Source organism: Bombella intestini (genome assembly GCF_002003665.1).
Classification (GTDB): Bacteria; Pseudomonadota; Alphaproteobacteria; order Acetobacterales; family Acetobacteraceae; genus Bombella; species Bombella intestini.
The window spans coordinates 571,007-590,538 of record NZ_JATM01000001.1 but is presented as its reverse complement, the minus strand read 5'-3'; the positions used below and the strand labels follow the sequence as shown (position 1 = coordinate 590,538).

Below are 19,532 nucleotides of genomic sequence, written 5' to 3'. Positions count from 1 at the left end.
GTGCCTTCATGAGGGGGCAGTAACGGAATTCTGGTTTAGTGCGTATGTTTGGCGTTATGCTTGGCTGCCAGACGGTTGACTGTGACCGCTCCCGGATCATTCCCGGGGCCAAGTGGATGACGGACACCGGGTGGCACCGGCGGCGTCAGCGATAAGGCGAGTTGGTCATCAATCTGCTGGGCTTTGTCTGGCTCCAGCGGGAAGAGCCCCAGCATGGGGGCTGTGCGTGTCACAATGCGGGAGAAGGTGGGGGCGGCAATCCAGCCTGCCGTTGTCCAGCCGTGTGTTTCTGCCGTGCCCTGCGGGGCATCCAGCATGACATAAAGAGCATATTTAGGGTTATTCATGGGGAACATGCCTGTAAAGGCCGTAATGTTAACGTGCTTAAGATAGCCCCCATGTGCGCCGATCTTCTCTGCGGTACCAGTCTTCCCACCAACAAGATAGCCGGGACTTTCGGCTTTCTTACCGATTCCTTTGGTGACTACGAGCCGGAGAATACGACGGAGTAGTTCGGAGTTCTTGGAGGAAATCAGGTGCGGCCCTTTCTGATCTTCGGCCATGACGACATCATCATTGAGATGATCATGAGCTAGTAGGGTAGGTGTGACGAGATACCCCCCATTGCCGGTACAGGCCGTCCCCCTGACAATGGCCAGCGGAGATTCCGCCACGCCATGACCAAAGCCGACCGTCATGACGGTGGTCTCTCCCCAGTTTTTGAGAGATGGCACCAGAGGCCGCCCCGCCTCGGGAAGTTCGACGGGCACCCGGTCCAGAAAGCCCATGTTTTTTAACCAGTCATGCTGGCGATCCCGCCCAACATCCAACGCAATATGGGCGGAAGCCGGGTTGGAGGAGTAAGCCATAACGGAAGGGAGAGCCAACCACGGGGCAAAATGGTCCGTTTTAAGGTCGGATATCGTGAAGCGGCCAACATGGATGGGAACGGTAGAGAATTGGTCCCAAGGATGGGCCACACCGAGTTCCAGAGCCATGGCAGCTGTCTGAAGTTTGAAGGTGGAACCCGGCTCATACATACCTGTTACGGCCCGGTTGAAGCGGGCATCGTCTGCGGCATGGGCGAAGTCGTTGGCGTCATAATCCGGGAGGCTGACCATGGCCAGTATTTCCCCAGTATGGACATCCATCAGAATGGCTGAGGCACCAATAGCCCGAAAGCGCAGCTTCGCTTCATTGAGTTCATCCCGGACGGCTGCTTGCACCCGGGCATCAATGGAAAGACGGAGCGGTGTATGGTCTGCGAGCAGACGTTGATTGAAGAATTTTTCTATCCCGGCAATACCGTGATTGTCGATATCCACACTGCCGAGAATCTGGGCGGCAACATTCCCTAGTGGATAGTGACGCTGTTCGCCGTTTTCAAAATAAATGCCGGGGATTCCCAGATTATTAATGGCCAGTTCGTCCGTTGGGGCGATGTTGCGGGCCAGATAGACGAATTGTTTTTTCTGTTTCAGGCGGCGGGCGGTCTCGGCCACGTTGAGGTTGGGCAGGATTGTTCGTAGTTTTTTGGCAACGTCCTCCGGCTCAATGATCTCCATGGGGTTGGCATAAACCTGCACAACCGGGAGCGAGAGCGCCAGCGGTTGTCCGTTGCGGTCTACGATGCTGGCACGTTTGATGTCGGGGAGAACGAAACCATTGCCCGCTATAGCTTTAGGGTCCGGGTGGGGGATTTCCGGTATGGTGTTGCCAATCTGGTTAGGCAGAGGGGCCATAGGGGCCAGAATGGTCGCAAAAAGTGCCTTTATGGCAACGCCACCATAGAGAAACAGAAATCCCATGCCGAGATAGACCAGCCTATTACGACTTTTCTCCAGCCAGCTCATGGGGTTTTGTCTGTATTCAATCCACCAGTTTTTGATACGGCCTAGCAAAGACGGTTTTCTTGCCGGCCCGTTTTTATGGTCTGGTCCAGGTTTATTGGTCTTGCGGGACGGGCTGGAGGCCATGGGGCGTAGGCTCGGCATAAGGAAGGATTAAACGTAGGCGAGGGCCGCCGAAGGATGGATCAGTCCGCCAGAGGGACAGGCGGAGGCAACGGGGCAGGTTCGTTCGCAGGAGCCGAGGCCGTGCGGATTCCACTCATACGGCTGTGCTTTGCGGCTTGGCGGGCAGGCAGGTGCCAGGCCACATCTTCCGTTGGCTCGTTGTGCAGATGGTCAGGTGCCGGGTGGGGCTTCCGATGGCTTGGAAGGGCCGTGGTATCCGCAGTGCCATGCAGGTGATGCCGGGGCAGAGTGCCGCTATCCTGTGCGCTAAGCAGGGCCAGACTCCGCTCCAGCTGGCGATCCGCTTCGCCCGCATCATCCTTGCGGGTATGGAGGTGCGCAACCTTGTGTTCTGGATGCTCGGCACTGGCCGTAGTATCCCGCAGAGAATGCACCATCGCAGCAGTGGCAGCTTGATGGGCTGGGGCTGTGAGCGCTGCTAGCTCCTTCTGAGCTTGGCCTTTGCCCGGTGCCATGGGGATGATGCGGTGATCAATAGCCGGAAGGCGTTTCCGCAGGTCTGTCAGCTGAACGAACTGTGTGGGGTCAACCTGATTCATTTCCGGCAGAACCCGCTGTGCCAGAGCGTTGAGGCGATCCGGCTGGTTTAACAGGGCCCATTGGGTGCGCAGGATGGCTGTCTGCTGCTGGATACGACGTGTATCTTCAATGGTTTTTCTGATGTCCTGATTCAGCACGAGAGTTTCGTGTTTCTTCGTATAAAGGAAGAGGCCGGAACCAGCTGCCATGGCGGCACAGAGCAGGGTGACAAAACGAATCATGCGGAAGCTCCATGAACGGGAAGGCGTCGCAGGGCACGCAGGCGTGCGCTGCGGGAGCGGGGGTTAAGGTTCAGTTCGTGATCAGTCGGCGCGCGTGGTCGTGTGTGCGGGAGCTCAAAAGACGGAGCTTCTGTCTGCTGCATGGAAAGGGGAGTATGGCGGGAGGGGCCAGCTGTACGGCCAGCCAGACGGGCAAGGGCGCGTTTTGTCATCCGGTCTTCCAATGAATGGAAGGTTACGATGCAGAAGACACCTCCCGGCGCAAGAAGTTCTGGCGCAGCGATGAGCGTCCGTTCCAACTCGCCGAGTTCATCATTCACAGCGATGCGGAGGGCCTGAAAGCTGCGGGTGGCCGGGTCAAAATTAGGTCGCTCTTTTGGTACGGCCTTACGGATGATCTCAGCGAGCTGCCCCGTGGTTTGGATTGGGCCGCTCTGGCGCGCATCAACGATGGCCCGAGCAACACGGCGGGAGCGGCGTTCTTCCCCATAATGATAGAGGATATCGGCCAGCACGCCTTCTTTTTCGCCATTGACGATATCTGCTGCACTTTGGCCGTCAATGCTCATGCGCATATCAAGCGGACCATCATGGCGGAAGGAGAACCCACGGTCTTCCTGATCTAGCTGGAAGGAGGAAACGCCGAGGTCCAGTACGATACCATTGAACGGACCGACATGGCCGACCAGCTCCCTCATGGCACTGAAGGTGCCCTGATGAAGGTGTAGTCGCCCCTCGGAGGCTGCTACTAGTGGCTGCCCACGTTTGATGGCATCAGGGTCACGGTCAATAGCATGGACGGTGCAGTTCGCTGCACGTAGCAGGGCACGGCTATAGCCACCACCGCCGAATGTGCCATCCAGATACACACCGCCATCCTGCGGGTTCAGACTCTCCAGTACTTCCGGTAGCATGACCGGGAAATGACCCTCCTGCCGCATTTCTTCAGCAATTTGGTAGGCGTAAGTCATAGTGCTGTTCTTTCTTTGGTCTCGGCGTGTTTACGATGGCCGAGTTCCCGCGTGCGGCTACGAGCCTGCTTTCGGCGTTCCTCTGCGAGGGTGGGGTTCCATATCTGGAAGACACGGCCTAGCCCCATGAAGCTGACATCGTCCTCCAATCCGGCATGTTCCTTCAGTGCTTTTGGTAGGCTGACCCGCCCTTCTTTGTCGCAGTCTAGCGGATAGGCATCAGCGTAGAGGCTGGTCGCCAGGTCATCATGATCTGCTGAGAAGGGGTCATATTCATCAAGAGCACCAGAGAAGGCGAAGAAGGCGGAGGCGGACCAGCCTTCTAGACAATCATGGAGGTGGGACGGCCTGATGATCATTAGGGCCTCACCCGGGCGTGCTTGCTCACGTAGAGCAGCACGGAAAGGGGAGGGAATGGAAATGCGTCCTTTGGCATCGACACGGCTGGCATGGGTTCCGAGAAACATGGTCATGGTCTGAAACGTTTCCCCCTCCCTGTCTGTCATGGGTGGACACACTCCTGCACCTTTATGGTGGGAACTCATGGGGTATCATGGGATTTTATGGGACGTCAAAGTTTTATTATGGAAAATGGCATCAAGGCATCGTTTTATTGTGTAGTATTCCAGATAGGCACGATTTGTGCTGTTATTTATTAAAAAAATATTTCTTTATATTATGTCTTATAAAATTGCCTTGTATTGGGCAGTAAGTTCGATGATTTGACAGACAAAGGGGGCTATCTTGATAGTATAGCCTTATGGGTGAGGTGTAATGAAGGCTTTTTGCAAGGTATCAAATGTATTTTTGTCTAGGGGGAGGCTTTGTAAATAAAAGGGCCAGATGGTCTGTAAGCCGGGTTCTGTCCTACCTCACATGTAATGAGGTGGGGCGATCATTCCTCTGGGATGTGTCTTGCGACACACCTCACGCAACCAACCCGAATGACAGGGCAGGACCCCTCAGCCATTTCTGGCTTGTCATTCCTATTCGGTCTTGCTCCCGGTGGGGTTTACCATGACCGCCGCTGTTACCAGCCGCGCGGTGCGCTCTTACCGCACCGTTTCACCCTTATCCGCATTATCTCCCTTATAAGGAGAAAACAGGCGGACGGTATTGTTTCTGTGGCACTGTCCCTAGGGTCGCCCCCGCCGGCCGTTAGCCGGCACCGTTTTCCTGTGGAGCCCGGACTTTCCTCCCTGTTCCGTAAGGAACACAGCGATCGCCCGACCATCTGGCTGGGGTGCTTATGCCTGCCTGCTGGGGGCGGGTCAAGCGGTGGGCAGGATGAGTGACATCATTAGGGTGTAAGAAGGTGGTACATGTCGGGTGAGCCTGCATCTGTCATGATGCTCTGGCCTGCACGATCTACCCGGACATGAAAGAGCAGCTCTGCTGAAGGTTTATCCCCAGGGCACCCGTTCCCATGCCGTCCCAAGACGTCAATCGTGGGTGTGTTCACGCTGCTGTCGCCATTGACAACCATGACGAGGCAGCGTCTGGGCAGAGGGGTCAGCCCTTTGCGGGTGATGATGGTCCGTAGATGTTCCACAAGGGCGGTATTGTCGAACCAGCTTAGCTTGCTGAAGGTGAACTGGTCATACAGGCTGTCCAACATTCCTGTGCGGACGACAAAGAACATGAGCAGAAAGGCTGGGACCAGAACGACGAGCCGCCGGATGATATGCTGCTTTAGGGAGCGGGGTTGCTTCGGGCGGCGGCGGCCGAGACGGGGAGGGGTGGTTGGTTCGGTCATGATTTAGGTCTGCCCCATGAGTGTGATGAAGAATACAGAGGCCGGATAGGCAAAACCGCCCTGCCGAGGAGGCAGGACGGTTCTAGGAGCCATATGGCGGAGTGGCCAGATGTGATCCGGTCAGGATCAGTCGGCCATGTCCTCATGCCAAGAATCGCCTGTTGTAGCGATAAAGCGGCGGGCTTCTTCCGGCCCGTAGCTCCCGGCAGCATAATGAGCCATCGGCACTTTGTTGGCAGCCCATGTCTTCAGTGTCGGTTCGACCCATGCCCATGCGGCTTCTACCTCATCACGACGGATGAAGAGTGCCGGATAACCACGGACGGCATCCAGCATGAGACGTTCGTAGGAATCCGGGATGAGGGAGCCATCCGCCGGGGCGAATTTGCCGGACATGGCGCCGTGCTGGAGATCGAACCCGGCAGCAGAAGGATTCTTGATGTTCAGAGCAAGTCCAAACCCTTCATCCGGTTGAAGACGGATAACCAGACGGTTGGAGGCAGCAGATGCGCCGAACAGGGAGGAAGCAGACTTCCGGAAGGTCACAATGACCTCGCTAACCTTTTTGGTCGAACGCTTAGCCGTGCGGATGTAGAAGGGCACACCCTTCCAACGTGGTGTGTCGATATAGGCCCGCATGGCGGCGTAGGTCTCGGTGTGGCTGTCTTCGCCTAGTTCTTCCAGATACCCCGGAACCGGCTTACCCTTCATCTCACCTTTGACATACTGGGCACGGACCGTCTCGCTAGCCACTTTGTCTTCTGGAATGGGGCGCAGGGCCTTCAGGACATTCACTTTGGCATCACGAACAGTATCTGCCTCAAGGTCCGCTGGGGCTTCCATGGCGCAGAGGCTGAGAACCTGAAGCAGATGGTTCTGGATCATGTCCCGCAGGGCACCGGATGTGTCGTAATAGGCGGCACGGCCTTCCACGCCCACAGTCTCGGCAGCGGTGATCTGGATGCTCTGGATGTGTTCGGCAGACCAGATGGCATTGAAGATAGGATTAGCAAAGCGCAGGGCGATGATGTCCTGCACGGTTTCCTTGCCCAGGTAATGGTCAATGCGGAAGATCTGCTTTTCATCAAAGAAACGGCTTACGCCATCATTGATAGCTTTGGCGGAGGCACTGTCCGTTCCGATTGGCTTCTCCAGCACGACGCGGGACTGCGGAGTGATGAAACCGAAACGGTGGAGGTTTTCGCTGATGGCTTCGAAAAGCTGCGGTGCCGTGGAGTAGTAGAAAACACGGATGCGATCAGCCGGGGACTGGTCCAGAACGGCCTTCAGGTCGTCCCAGTTGTGGTCGCTCTTTGTGCCATCTAGCGTGACATAATGCACTTTTTTGAGGAAGCGTTCGATCAGCTCAGCATCTTTATGCTGTTCTGGCAGGAAGGTTTCCAGAGCTTCACGTGCCCGGATAATGTACTCATCACGGGACAGGGAAGAGCGGGCGGTCCCGATGATGCGGGCCTCCTCCGGAACATGCCCGATACGGAGCTGATTGTAGAGGGCCGGGAGCAGTTTGCGCATCGTCAGATCGCCCGTGGCGCCGAAGATGACGTAGTCAAACGGTGCGGTCTGCTGAGAGTGGGCCATGATAAGGCGTACCTTTCCTGTCTGGAAACTTTGGTGAGACATTAAGTCCGTCTCTAGTCTTGTTTCTGCTCTTCTTTTAGAGCCTGTCTCATGTCCCATTCAAGCCATAACCGGAGGAATGGAAGGCTGTAACGGATGGAAAAATATCCTTGAAGCCTCAAAAAAAGGCGCAGTAGGCAGCGGGGTGATGCAGGAAGGGGCGGGCGGATAGGATGTTGGATAGTCTGCAACCATGTATTCACATTTGCGTTTTTCCCACTTTGCGGCTTTTCTGGTGCCCGAGTGGGGTGTTTTTCGCTTGCGTGGCGTATCAAGCAAACGTCTTTGCGGTGGCATGGTATTGACCATGCCCATAAGGGAGCGATAAGCCGCCCTGTAACCCGGTGTCTGAGCAGAGTGAGGAGTATGGTTATGGGTATGGGAAGTGGTGACGAAGGGGCCGTAACGGGCGGTATTGCGGTGGATCGTCTGCGGTCTATCATCGACCGTGTCGAACGTCTGGAAGAAGAGCGCAAGGCGCTTGGTTCTGATATCCGTGATGTGTTCCAAGAAGCAAAATCAGCCGGATTTGACGTTAAGGTCGTCAAGCAGCTGCTCAAGCTGCGTAAGCAGGAGCCGGCCGAGGTGGAAGAGCAGGAGACGCTGCTGGACATCTACCGCCGTGCGCTGGGCATGTAAGAGGACCTATTTTCTGGTTCGTTATTAAGAAAAGCCTTTCTCTGCTGGTTCAACAAGCCCGCAGAGAAAGGCTTTCTTTTTGTGTGGCTTATGCGGTTGTCAGGCAGGCAATTCCATATGGGTTTTGCAGGCTTGTTGAAGAACAGTGATGAAGTGATGGATCAACGGTGGCTGTTCGCCCATTCGTATGCCTATGGCGAGCGCAGCATGGGGGGCTGGTCGGGCGATCTTATGGAAGGTTACGCCTCCCGTATGAAGCTGGTGCAGGGATTGCGGAACGATGGATACGCCCAGTCCAGCGGCGACGAGTGGGATAGTACCAGCAATCTGCGGTGCCTGCTGGCCAAGGGAGGGGGTAATTCCGGCATCTCTGTAGGCTGCGAGAATGGCATCGAAAAAGCCCGGTCCCAACTCACGAGGGAAGATGATGAGCGGCTCTGCAGCCAGTCTGCTGAGGTGTATTTCTGGTAGGTTTGTGAAGGGGTGACCCTTGGGTAGGGCGATCAGGGTCGGTTCGTCCAGCAGAGGGATGACCCGTACATTGGCTTGATCGGGGACGGGCGGCCGCAAGATTGTGATGTCCATGCGGTAAGAAAGCAGGGCTTCGCATAAAGCGGGTGTGTTGCTTTCCTCTAGCGAGAGGGTAACGCCCGGCGCAATGTTGCTGAACTGCCGGATAGCGAAGGGAATGCTGGGCAGGAGAGGAACCGCTCCGGCCAATCCGATACGGAGGTGGCCCTTCTTGCCTTGGGCCAACCCGTGGGCGTCCTCAATGAATTGGCGGCGGAGATCGAGGATTAGCCGTGCATGAGGCAAGAGGGCAAGGCCAGCCTCTGTCAGGCTCACCCCGCGGGGTTGACGGCGGAAGAGCGAGACGCCCAGAGAGCTTTCCAGTCGGCGGATCTGCTGGCTAAGGGGAGGCTGCTCCATGCCAAGTTTTTCAGCAGCTTTTGTGATGTTGCCGGTCTCGGCAATGGTGACGAAATAGCGGAAATGACGGATATCCATAAGCCATATATAAAATATATGGAGACAATGAAAACTATATATTTGTGGGAGTTTATGTCCTGCCTTACAGAAGGGAGCATTCACAACGCAGGGGGCAATATGACTCGACCTTCAGGTGTAAAGCCAAACCGTCTCTTCCAGACATCAACGATGGCTGCCTTGCTGGATGCAGTTTACGATGGGGAGATGACGCTGGGCGAGCTGGTTCAGCATGGTGATTTCGGTCTGGGGACATTCGATGCTCTGGACGGCGAAATGATCGTGACGGAAGGCGAGGTTCGTCAGTTCCGCTCCGAGGGGATTGCCTCTGGTACAACGGCGGACATGAAGACACCGTTTGCCTGTGTGACTTATTTTGAGCCGGAAAAAACGGTTACAATCGATAAGCCCATGGGTAAGGAAGAGTTTGAAGAGCTCGTCAATGGGCTTATCGACAACCCCAATCTTTTTGGTGCCGTGCGCTTTACGGGAGAGTTCGAGAAAGTCGATACTCGTACAGTGTTCTGCCAGCACAAGCCTTATCCGGGGATGCTGGAGGTTGTTGCTAAACAGCCGACATTCCGCATGGGTGAGATCAGCGGCGTGATGCTGGGTTTTCGTACCCCTCCCTACATGCAGGGGATCAATGTTGCTGGCTATCACCTTCATGTCCTTAGTGACGACCGCAAGCATGGCGGCCATGTGACAGATTACCGTGTGAAGTCCGGTAAGCTGGAAGTTGCCCGCATTTCCGACTTGGAGATTTCCCTCCCGAAGACGGAAGATTTTGCCAAGGCTGATCTTCAGCCAGCTGGTCTGCACGAGGCCATCCGTACGGCAGAAGGCGGCTAAGCATTCCGTCCCTAGGTTGAGACAGACTATACAGGCCCGTCTGGTGTTTTCAGGGCGGGCATGATCAGGAAAAGCATCATGACACAGAAAAAATCTCACAAGGCAGCACAGACAGCCGCCGATCTGATCGTCCGCAATCTTGAAGCTCACGGTGTTGATCATATCGTTGGTATTCCCGGCGCAAAGATCGACCGCCTCTTTGAGGCACTGGAAGATTCCCCCATCCGCACGATCGTTGCCCGCCATGAGCAGAACGCTGTTTTCATGGCCGGTGGTATTGGTCGTATTACGGGCAAGGCCGGTGTGGCTATTGTAACATCTGGTCCCGGTGTTTCCAATCTGGCGACCGGTCTGGCAACGGCAACATCTGAAGGCGACCCGGTCCTGACAATCGGCGGTGCTGTTGGGCGCGCCGACTTGCTGAAGCTGACCCACCAGAGCATGGATACAGTCAGCATGTTGCGCCCGGTGACGAAATATAGTGCAGAAATCGGGGCACCGGCTGCTACATCAGAGGTCATTGCTAATGCGTTCCGTGCCGCTGAAAGCCCCCGTCAGGGTGGTTCTTTTGTCAGCGTGCCGATGGATGTGCTGAATGCTGAGATCACCGAAGATTATCCGGTGATGGGCAACCGTAACGCTGTGAAGCAGGGGCCGGCTCCAGAAGATGTCATTAAGGAGGCCGCCGCTGCGCTGAAGAAGGCTAAGAAGCCGGTTGTCCTGTTGGGCATGAAAGCCAGCAAGCCGGAAAATGCTGAGGCTATCCGTGCATTTCTGAAGAAGACAAACCTGCCGGTTGTGGGCACCTATCAGGCTGCTGGTGCTGTCTCCAAGGACCTGGTTTCCCGTTTCGGTGGGCGTGTTGGTCTGTTCCATAACCAGTATGGTGATTACCTGCTGGATGAGGCTGATCTGGTCATTGCCATTGGTTACAACCCGATCGAATATGATCCGTGCCTGTGGAACCTGAAGGCCACCCGGCCGATCATCAATATTGATGTTGTTCCGGCTCAGTTGGATAACGCCTTCAATCCCGAGATCGAGCTGATCGGCTCCATCGCTCTGACAATGCAGCATCTGACCCGTGAAACGGGGGCTCTGACATCCGGTGCTGCGCTGGATAAGATTCTGGAAGTCTATCGCGCTTCCCAGAAGGCCGCTTTTGCCAAGGCAAAAAGCACCCAGCAGGGGATGCTCCATCCGCTTGAAGTCATCAAGGTGATGGAAGATATCGTGGCGCAGGACATCACGATCTGTCTGGATATGGGGTCTTTCCATATCTGGCACGCACGCTTCCTTGAGGTCTTCCGCGCCCGCCAGATGCTGATCAGCAATGGCCAGCAGACAATGGGTGTTGCCCTGCCGTGGGCTATGTCCGCCAGCATTGTAAACCCATCCCAGAAGGTTATTTCCGTCTCTGGGGATGGTAGCTTCATGATGTCTTCCATGGACCTAGAAACGGCTGTTCGTCTGAAGAGCAATCTGATCCATATCATCTGGGTAGATCAGCACTTCAACATGGTTCGTATTCAGGAAGAAAAGAAATACGGGCGTGATGCTGCCGTGGCCTTCGGTCCGATCGACTTTGCTGCCTTTGCCCGTTCCTGTGGTGCCAAGGGTATCAATGTTAATAGCGTGGATGGCCTGAAGGCTGCTCTGCGTGAGGGTATGGAGACACAGGGTCCGGTGGTAATCGCCGTGCCGGTTGACTATGCCGATAACCCGGCTCTGATGAACCCGCTGCCGGAACTTTCCAAGTAAGGCGGTCTAATCCTCATCTGATGAGGTAGGACTATAAAGAAGAGGGGGCGTCTTTTGACGTCCCCTTTTTGTATCGTTCTTGGATAATTGAGAGTAATTATCATTTATATTTCAATCCTACCTTCAGGTTCTTAGCAGTGTGGGTTTGAATAGGTCAGTCACGTTTTGTTTTATTGATGTTGTCGAGGTGTTTTCATAGGATACCTCATTATGAAAATCGGTTTATTTATTCCCTGCTACATGGATGCTTTCTATCCCCAAACGGGTATTGCAACGTTGGAGTTGCTAGAAAAGCTGGGGCATGAGGTCGAGTATCCTATGGATCAGACCTGCTGTGGTCAGCCTATGGCGAATTCTGGTTGCAATCGTGATGCCAAGGAGACGGAAGCTCTCTTCATCCGCAACTTCTCGAAATATGAGGTGATCGTTTCCCCATCGGGAAGCTGTGTCCATCATATCCGGGATAATTTCGATGCTATCGAGCAGACGGATGAGGTTCGGCATGTACGGCAGAACACGTATGAGCTTGTCGAGTTCATCCATGACGTCTTGAAGGTGCGTGAATTCCCGTGGGCGGAGTTCCCTCATAGGGTCGGGCTGCATAATAGTTGCGCCACGTTACGCTCCCTGCGGACGGCCAGCATGTCCGAATTGGGCGAGCCGTTCTTCTCTAAACCTAAGACCCTTCTTTCCGCTGTGAAGGGCATTTCTTTTGCGACACCGAAACGCCCAGATGAATGTTGTGGCTTTGGTGGTACCTATTCCGTGACAGAAGAAGCCGTCTCTGCCCGCATGGGGCTGGACAAAGTGACAGACCATCATGAGGCCGGGGCGGAATATATAGTATCGGCCGATACATCTTGCATGATGCATCAGCAGGGCTGCGCTGAGCGTAATGGCGTGCCTATTCGCTTCATCCATATTGCAGAGATTCTGAATGGAGCCCGGGCATGAGTAACAAACCGGTCCCTCATGCCAAGTTGGCGGCGGAGTTTCTGAAAGATGAGCCTCACCGTCATTTCCATGATGAACGTCTGTGGGACATGCGCCAGAAGCGTGATGAGCAGATGCATATCATGCCGGAATGGCAGGAGCTGCGGGAGCAGGCCTCCCGGCTGAAGGAGCATACGCTGGCCCATTTGCCCCAGTATCTGGAGCAATTTGAGGAAAATGCCCGCCGTAATGGTATTCATGTCCATTGGGCGCGGGATGGTGCGGAGCACAACCGCATCGTGGAACAAATCCTCAAGGATCATGGCCACTCATCTATCATCAAGAGCAAGTCGATGATTACTGATGAGTGCGAGATGCGGGAATATCTGGAGCCAAAAGGCATCAGTGTTACCGAGACGGACCTTGGCGAACGCATCCAGCAGTTGGACAATGAGTTGCCTAGCCATGTGGTAGTGCCAGCGGTCCAGAAGTTGACCACGGATGTAGCGAAGACCTTCGCCAAATATTACCATACAGACCCGAATATTGATGACCCGCACGCTTTGGCAGAGGCGCAGCGTAATGCGGCTCGTCCTGTTCTGCTGAGCGGTGATACGGGCATGACGGGCGGTAATTTCCTCGTGGCGGAAACGGGCAGTTTTGTCGTCTGCACGAATGAGGGCAATGCGGACCTGAGTGCCAATCTGCCGAATCTGCACATTGCTACTCTTGGGATTGAACGTCTGGTTCCTCGGATGGCAGACCTCGGCGTGTTCATCCGGCTATTGTCCCGTAGTGCGCTTGGCTCGCCGATTACCCAGTATACGACCCATTTCCGTAAGCCCAAGAAGGGTGGGGAGATGCATGTCATTCTCGTGGATAATGGCCGGTCCGAACGTCTAGGGATGGATGATTTTTGGACCTCGCTAAAATGCATCCGCTGTGGTGCCTGCATGAATACTTGCCCGGTTTATCGCCGTTCTGGTGGGCAATCCTACGGGTCTGTTTATTCCGGGCCGATCGGGGCGATTATCGACCCGACCTTTAATGCCAAGAAGTTCAGCACGTTGCCTTTTGCCTCCACAATGAATGGAAGCTGTACCAATGTTTGCCCGGTGAAGATCGACATTCACGAGCAGCTTTATAAATGGCGGCGTGTTCTGGCAGAACGGCATGAAATTCCGTTCGTTAAACGGGAGATCATGAAGATGGCTGGCCGACTGTTGGCCCAGCCGACCATGTATCGTCTAGCTATTAGCGGGACGGAAGTAGCCCTGAAGACCATGCCTCGCTTTGCGCTGTATAATTACCTAAATCCATGGGGCAAACATCGTGAGCTACCCCATCCGGTGAAGGAGACATTCCATAGCTGGTATAAGAAGAACCGTCTGAATAAGCCCAAGGCACAGCGTGAGGAGGCACAGGCATGAGCGATGAGACGATGAGTGCCCGTGATGTCATCATGCAACGCCTGAAGGCAAAGAAGTCCCCGCAGGAAGGGGCGCATCCTTTGCCGCCAGTCGTGACATTGGGGGATCAGGATGCCAGCCCGGAACGGTTCGAGGCCAGTTTGGCCCTGATGGGCGGTAAGATGCTGCCTTTGCAGGATGGAGAAGGGATTGAGCAGGCGATCAAGCGGGCTTTCCCGGAACTGCGCAACCTCTGCACCGCCGTGCCAGAGGTAGAAGGGACGCTGCGGATTGAGGACCTAGAAACGCACGAACAGGCCGACAAGGTTGATGTTATGGTCGTGCGGGCTGCGTTTGGTGTGGCGGAAACTGGCGGCGTTTTTCTGAGTGAGGTGGAATTAAAAGATCATCTGGCTGATGTGCATTTGGCGCAGCATCTGATCGTTCTGCTCTCGAAGAATGAGCTAGTGGGCAATATGCACAATGCCTATCAAGAGCGTTCGGAATTTCGGACGGCGGGCTATGGCGTGTTGATGAGTGGCCCATCTGCCACGGCTGATATTCAGGGTGTCCTTATCCGTGGGGCACAGGGTGTGAGGAGTCTGTCCGTCATCTGGGCCTAATGGCTTCGGAGAATAGGACGAAAAAAGGGCCGTGCGATACGATATCGCACGGCCCTTTTTATGGCTTAGAAAGTTTCGTTCCGGGAAGCCGTTACACGGTCCTGTAGATACCGCAGTAGTTCTGGCAGGCCGTCTCGGCTGACGCCTGAAAGTAGGTGAACTTCTGCACCAGAAGCAGCTTTTAGAGCAGCCTTTCGCTCCTCGATTTCTTCCGGCAGCAGAGCATCGCATTTATTCAGAACGAGGACTTCCGGCTTGGCTGCCAGCCCTTCATCATAGGCTTTCAGCTCCTTGCGGATGAGCTTCCAGTTTTGGACGCAGTTTTCATCCGTCCCATCAACCAGATGGATCAGAACGGCACAGCGTTCTACATGCCCAAGAAAGCGGTCGCCCAAACCAGTACCCTCGCTGGCCCCTTCAATAAGGCCGGGAATGTCGGCAATGACGAATTCTTCCACGGCATTGAGGCGCACGACACCAAGTTGTGGGTGCAAGGTTGTGAAGGGATAGTCGGCAATTTTAGGCCGAGCACGGGAAGCCACGGAGAGTAGGGTGGATTTGCCTGCATTAGGTAGCCCAACAAGCCCGACATCAGCAATCAGCTTCAGGCGGAGCCAGATCCAGCGTTCTTCACCGGGGAAACCCTTGTCAGCACGACGGGGAGCACGGTTGGTGCTGCTCTTGTAATGAGCATTACCCAAGCCGCCATCACCACCCTCACACAGCAAGACCACCTTGTTTTCTTCGTCAAGGTCTGCCAGCAGCGTTTCACGGTCTTCATCAAAAATCTGCGTGCCGATTGGGACATCGATGATGACATCGTCAGCTCCGGCTCCAGTTTTGTTGGAGCCAGCCCCATTACCACCCTTGCGTGCACGGAAGTGCTGCGTGTAGCGGAAGTCGATCAGCGTGTTAAGGCTGGGTACGGCCCGGAAATAGATATGCCCACCCCGGCCACCATCGCCGCCATCCGGGCCTCCGAACTCGATATATTTTTCCCGGCGGAAGGCGACAACGCCATCTCCTCCATCACCGGAGCGGACATAGATTTTAGCTTGATCAAGAAACTTCATGGGGAGGCCGCCACAGTAAAGGGAGGTAAGAAGAAAAAAGGCCGGCACCAGTGATGGAGCCGACCCTTGTTCATGCTCTGTGCCTATTAAGGCAGGCAGAGTGCGTTATTCGGCAGCTTCTGCCAGTGCAACGGAAACATGCACCTTGCCACCAGCACGACGCTGGAAGCGTACACGACCATCGACCAGAGAGAAGAGGGTATGGTCACGGCCCATACCAACGTTCTCACCCGGGTGCACCTTTGTGCCACGCTGACGGATGATGATGTTACCGGCGATGACGCTTTGGCCACCAAACTTCTTCACACCAAGACGGCGGCCGGCGCTATCGCGTCCGTTACGGCTGGAACCACCTGCTTTTTTTTGTGCCATGACTGTGTCTCCTTAGGAACGGGCGAAATTACGCAGCGTTGATTGCGGTAATGCGCAGAACGGTGACCGGCTGACGGTGGCCATTCTTGCGGCGGCTGTTCTGACGGCGGCGCTTCTTGAAGATGATGACGGTCGGCAGACGGTCCTGTGCGACAACTTCAGCAGTTACGCTTGCACCTTCAACCAGCGGAGCGCCGATCTTCGTGCTGCCTTCGCCACCGACCATCAGAACGTCAGAGAAGGTGACTGTGCTGCCAGCTTCGGCATCCAGCTTCTCAACTTTCAGGATGGCGTCCTTGGCGACGCGATACTGTTTCCCGCCCGTGCGGATGACTGCAAACATGCAAAACTCTCTTTATGTTACCGAAGCCTCTGGTCCTTCTTGTGCCTTTTCAGACAAAGGAAGTACCCCGCTCGCTTTTTGTCATTGGTTCAGATAGCTCCCTGCATGAATCAGAAAGCCATAGGAACAGAGGGGTTCTCTACCGCCTTGTTTGAGGATCGTCAATAAAAAAGCAGGCATTATGATCTGGAAACGGGATGAGAAGGGATGCAGCCTCTTGCTAATTTGATAAAATTTCGTCATAAGGAGCCGCATTCGCTGGTGATGAGATGTTGTACTTTTCTCATCCTAAGCCCCGGAGAGGTGCCAGAGTGGTCGATTGGGGCGGTCTCGAAAACCGTTGAGCGTGCAAGCGTTCCGAGGGTTCGAATCCCTCTCTCTCCGCCAAAATATAGCGTCCCTGATGAACAGTGTGTTCTGATCCTATAGAGGATCAGAGGGATTGATTTTGCCAGATAGCGACGTGTTACCGAATAGGTACTAGCTCTCAAGAGAGAGTTTAGGCTGAGCATGTGGCTTTATGCTCTTCGTGGCTGGTGGTATTTATTGTCTTCTTTGTGTTCGCATAAATTTACTAAATACACTACATTTTTGAGAAGAAATTATCTCTATGAGATTTATACCGTATAATGCGGATATTGGGGGGAATATGCAGGTACCAGCATTAATGATTTGCGCGATGATTATCGTGATTGTCGCCTTTTTGGCGTGGGCACTGGGGTATCTGTTGGGGATGAGACGAACAGGCCGGAAAAGTGCTGATCTTGTGATGGAGATGCAGCAGTTAAAGGCTGAAAACCAGCGGGTCAGTAGCCAGAATGACGTTTCGCATGAAGAGCTTTCGGCCCTTAAAAGAAAATTGCATGAAGTAGAACTGTCGGACAATACGGCTCGTACGCAGTTACTGAATGCTCATGATAGAGTGAAGCAGCTGGATGAGGCACTGGCGGAACGGGGAGACCAGTTGGCAGAGGTTCGTCAGTCTTTGGAGATTGTGCGAGAGCAGCAACATAGCGCAGAGCGGCAGCTAGGCTCTGTTCAGGCAGAAAATAAGGTGCTGAATCAGCATCTGATTGAAAGCCGGGAAACGGTGACGGAGCTGGGAAAGCAGCGTGATGCTCTCTTTCAGAAATATACCGCCTTACAAAATGACCACGTAGAAATTAGAACAACGCTGGAGCGGAAAGAAGAGCATTTTAAAGAACAGATGCAACAGCTTGGTGAAGCTCGCCAGGCCTTGGGAAAAGAATTTGAAAATCTGGCAAACAGGATATTCGAGGAAAAAGGGAAGACTTTTGCGGATGCCAGTCAGGTCAATATCGCCGCTATGCTGAAGCCCTTTCGGGAGCAGATTGAAGGTTTCCAGAAACGGGTTAATGAAGTTCATGATGCCTCATTGCAGGGAAACAGTACCTTAAATGCCGAGATCAGGAAGGTTCTGGAAATTGGCCTGAAGATGAGCAAAGAGGCAAATAATCTGACCTCTGCGCTAAAAGGGGATTCACAGCAGCGTGGTGCTTGGGGTGAAGCACAGCTCCAACGTACTTTGGAAATGAGCGGCTTAGTGGAAGACGCTCATTATGAAGTGCAGAGTTCTTTTAAGGATATGGAGGGCCGCCAGAAGCAGACCGATTATCTGGTCAAGCTGCCTGATGGCAAACATATCATCATTGATAGCAAGGTTTCTCTAAATGCCTATGATCGGGCGATTGGTGCAGAAACCCCCGCAGACTATCAGCTCGCCATGAATGAGCATGTAAAGGCTGTCCGCAGGCACATCGATGATCTGGCATCGAAGGATTATACCAATCTAATTGGTATTCGGAGCCCTAATTTCGTTCTCATGTTCATGCCGATTGAACCAGCCTATATTGATGCGCTCAAGATGAGCAAAGACTTGTTTGAATATGGGTACAGGAAAGGCATTGTACTGGTCTCGCATACAACATTGATTCCTATCCTGCGGACTGTCTCTAATCTGTGGATGATCGAGCGAAGCAATGCGGAGGCTCGTGAAATCAGTGAAAAGGCAGGGGATATTTATAATTCAGTCTGCCTGGTTGCTGAGCGGTTAGGCAAATTGGGAGGCACCCTTAATACAGCAAGTAACCATTATAACAGTGCAGTTACGGCATTGGCTGGTCAGCAGGGCCTCTATGGCAGGGTGGACCGTTTTAGGCAGCTTTCAGCCAAGGTTAACAAAAATCTGCCTTCGCTAGAGACAAATCACATAGACTTTGAAGTGGAACGTCTAAGTCTGATTGTCGAGCCTATCGCGGATAAGGTGGAAGCTCCCGAGGAATGAAGGGTGTGTTTATCCTTCTAGAGGTATGAACCCAAACTGGGTTGGTTCTGCTCTGGTGTCAGAAAACCAGTGTTCCATATCCGCTAGGACGGTAGCTGTATCACCTGCCCGAGGGTTTAGAGCCTCGTATGTAGTGTGGATTTTGAGGCTGCCTTGCAGGATATGGAACACTCCCGATCATGGGATGTATGGGGAGGCAATTATTTGGTTGGAAGGTCGTGACGCCAGCGGATTAGTGTCTGTTTTTGTTCGCCTAGGCCATCAATACCGAGGCGTATTTCATCACCTTCCTGCAACCATAGGGGCGGGTTGTGCCCCATTCCGACACCGGGCGGCGTACCAGTAGCGATGATGTCGCCGGGTAGGAGTGTCATGTAACGGCTGAGGTAGGCGATGATTTCACGCACGGAAAAAATCATGGTGGATGTCGAGCCATCCTGACGCCGGACACCGTTTACATCTAACCAGAGGTGCAGGTTTTGCGGATCAGCGATCTCATCTGCCGTTACGAGGAAAGGACCGACAGGGCCAAAATTGTCGCATCCTTTCCCTTTATCCCACTGTGATGACTGCATTTGGAAGCTGCGTTCTGAAACATCATTGATAACACAGTAACCGGCGACATGTTTCAGGGCATCGGCCTCTTTGACATGACGTGCCGTGCTACCAATGACAACGCCCAGCTCAACCTCCCAGTCCATCTTGGAGGCATGGGGCGGAATGGGAATGGCATCATAAGCACCGCAGAGTGCTGAAGGTGCCTTCAGAAACACGATAGGTTCCTGCGGGATGGGCAGCCCTGCTTCTTTTGCGTGGTCGGTATAGTTTAGCCCGATACAGACACATTTTGAGACATGGCTGATAGGAATCCCGAAGCGGGGAGAGCCGCTGACGGCCGGTAGAGAGGAAACGTCAATATCGGCCAGTTTGCCTAGGGAGTGTGGAGCTAGGCAATCCGGTGTTAGGTCATCCCAGAGGCTGGACAGATCACGCAATGTACCGGAACTGTCGACCAAACCGGACTTTTCGTGGCCATTCAGGCGATAACGGCAGAGTTTTGTCATGATGTTTAT

18 protein-coding genes, 1 tRNA gene and 1 other RNA gene are annotated in these 19,532 nt (G+C 54.1%); 8 read left to right on the top strand and 12 right to left on the bottom strand.

The annotated features are described in order from the left end of the window. Nucleotides 1-35 precede the first annotated feature (35 nt). From AL01_RS02745 to zwf, 7 genes are all read right to left on the bottom strand, one after another. Nucleotides 36-1,994 (bottom strand): peptidoglycan D,D-transpeptidase FtsI family protein, encoded by a 1,959-nt coding sequence (locus AL01_RS02745; protein WP_408735428.1) that lies wholly within the window; start codon nt 1,992-1,994, stop codon nt 36-38. Between the two features lie 41 nt (nt 1,995-2,035). Beyond that, the gene (gene ftsL, locus AL01_RS02740; RefSeq protein ID WP_077395702.1) at nt 2,036-2,797 is read right to left on the bottom strand and encodes a cell division protein FtsL; all 762 of its coding nucleotides are present in this window, start codon (nt 2,795-2,797) and stop codon (nt 2,036-2,038) included. After that, nucleotides 2,794-3,738 carry a 16S rRNA (cytosine(1402)-N(4))-methyltransferase RsmH gene (gene rsmH / locus AL01_RS02735; protein WP_077395922.1) on the bottom strand — a complete coding sequence of 315 codons (945 nt, stop codon included), beginning with the start codon at nt 3,736-3,738 and terminating at the stop codon, nt 2,794-2,796. Before rsmH ends, ftsL begins: the two co-directional genes overlap by 4 nt. Before the next feature lie 26 nt (nt 3,739-3,764). Next, nucleotides 3,765-4,241 (bottom strand): division/cell wall cluster transcriptional repressor MraZ, encoded by a 477-nt coding sequence (mraZ, locus tag AL01_RS02730; RefSeq protein WP_077395920.1) that lies wholly within the window; start codon nt 4,239-4,241, stop codon nt 3,765-3,767. Between the two features lie 362 nt (nt 4,242-4,603). Further along, nucleotides 4,604-5,006, bottom strand: an RNA gene (gene rnpB / locus AL01_RS02725) — RNase P RNA component class A. A 62-nt stretch (nt 5,007-5,068) separates the two neighbouring features. Further along, entirely contained in the window at nt 5,069-5,524 is a 456-nt protein-coding gene (locus AL01_RS02720; protein ID WP_241502664.1) for a hypothetical protein, read from the bottom strand. A 126-nt stretch (nt 5,525-5,650) separates the two neighbouring features. Continuing rightward, nucleotides 5,651-7,123: a glucose-6-phosphate dehydrogenase gene (zwf, locus tag AL01_RS02715; RefSeq protein ID WP_077395916.1), complete on the bottom strand. Its 1,473-nt coding sequence runs from the start codon at nt 7,121-7,123 to the stop codon at nt 5,651-5,653. Between the two features lie 411 nt (nt 7,124-7,534). Here zwf and AL01_RS02710 point away from each other — a divergent pair, with 411 nt between their 5' ends. Beyond that, complete coding sequence (locus AL01_RS02710) at nt 7,535-7,801, top strand: DUF2312 domain-containing protein (protein WP_077395914.1); 267 nt, start codon at nt 7,535-7,537, stop codon at nt 7,799-7,801. Between the two features lie 99 nt (nt 7,802-7,900). On the opposite strand, the gene AL01_RS02705 is transcribed toward AL01_RS02710, so the two are convergent. Next, nucleotides 7,901-8,809: a LysR family transcriptional regulator gene (locus AL01_RS02705; protein ID WP_077395701.1), complete on the bottom strand. Its 909-nt coding sequence runs from the start codon at nt 8,807-8,809 to the stop codon at nt 7,901-7,903. Nucleotides 8,810-8,845: 36 nt separating this feature from the next. On the opposite strand from AL01_RS02705, the gene budA reads away from it, so the two are divergent. The 5 genes from budA to AL01_RS02680 all read left to right on the top strand — a co-directional run bounded on the left by budA (nt 8,846) and on the right by AL01_RS02680 (nt 14,366). Further along, the gene (budA, locus tag AL01_RS02700; RefSeq protein WP_408735435.1) at nt 8,846-9,640 is read left to right on the top strand and encodes an acetolactate decarboxylase; all 795 of its coding nucleotides are present in this window, start codon (nt 8,846-8,848) and stop codon (nt 9,638-9,640) included. A 78-nt stretch (nt 9,641-9,718) separates the two neighbouring features. Beyond that, nucleotides 9,719-11,401: an acetolactate synthase AlsS gene (gene alsS, locus AL01_RS02695; RefSeq protein WP_077395912.1), complete on the top strand. Its 1,683-nt coding sequence runs from the start codon at nt 9,719-9,721 to the stop codon at nt 11,399-11,401. Between the two features lie 210 nt (nt 11,402-11,611). Then, nucleotides 11,612-12,355: a (Fe-S)-binding protein gene (locus tag AL01_RS02690; RefSeq protein WP_077395699.1), complete on the top strand. Its 744-nt coding sequence runs from the start codon at nt 11,612-11,614 to the stop codon at nt 12,353-12,355. Then, complete coding sequence (locus tag AL01_RS02685; RefSeq protein WP_077395698.1) at nt 12,352-13,764, top strand: lactate utilization protein B; 1,413 nt, start codon at nt 12,352-12,354, stop codon at nt 13,762-13,764. The genes AL01_RS02690 and AL01_RS02685 overlap by 4 nt, the downstream gene beginning before the upstream one ends. An 11-nt stretch (nt 13,765-13,775) precedes the next feature. Further along, entirely contained in the window at nt 13,776-14,366 is a 591-nt protein-coding gene (locus AL01_RS02680; RefSeq protein WP_077395910.1) for a LutC/YkgG family protein, read from the top strand. Between the two features lie 65 nt (nt 14,367-14,431). Here the strand turns inward: AL01_RS02680 and obgE are convergent, their stop codons facing one another. From obgE to rplU, 3 genes are all read right to left on the bottom strand, one after another. Continuing rightward, nucleotides 14,432-15,439, bottom strand: coding sequence for a GTPase ObgE (gene obgE / locus AL01_RS02675; protein WP_077395908.1), 1,008 nt, complete (start codon nt 15,437-15,439; stop codon nt 14,432-14,434). Nucleotides 15,440-15,544: 105 nt separating this feature from the next. After that, complete coding sequence (rpmA, locus tag AL01_RS02670) at nt 15,545-15,811, bottom strand: 50S ribosomal protein L27 (RefSeq protein WP_043559867.1); 267 nt, start codon at nt 15,809-15,811, stop codon at nt 15,545-15,547. Between the two features lie 28 nt (nt 15,812-15,839). Beyond that, entirely contained in the window at nt 15,840-16,154 is a 315-nt protein-coding gene (gene rplU / locus AL01_RS02665; protein ID WP_077395697.1) for a 50S ribosomal protein L21, read from the bottom strand. A 297-nt stretch (nt 16,155-16,451) separates the two neighbouring features. Here rplU and AL01_RS02660 point away from each other — a divergent pair. After that, a tRNA-Ser gene (locus AL01_RS02660) sits at nt 16,452-16,541 on the top strand. Between the two features lie 223 nt (nt 16,542-16,764). After that, complete coding sequence (rmuC, locus tag AL01_RS02655; protein ID WP_206599218.1) at nt 16,765-18,459, top strand: DNA recombination protein RmuC; 1,695 nt, start codon at nt 16,765-16,767, stop codon at nt 18,457-18,459. A 200-nt stretch (nt 18,460-18,659) separates the two neighbouring features. On the opposite strand, the gene AL01_RS02650 is transcribed toward rmuC, so the two are convergent. Next, the gene (locus AL01_RS02650) at nt 18,660-19,523 is read right to left on the bottom strand and encodes a fumarylacetoacetate hydrolase family protein (RefSeq protein ID WP_077395695.1); all 864 of its coding nucleotides are present in this window, start codon (nt 19,521-19,523) and stop codon (nt 18,660-18,662) included. Between the last annotated feature and the right edge of the window lie 9 nt (nt 19,524-19,532).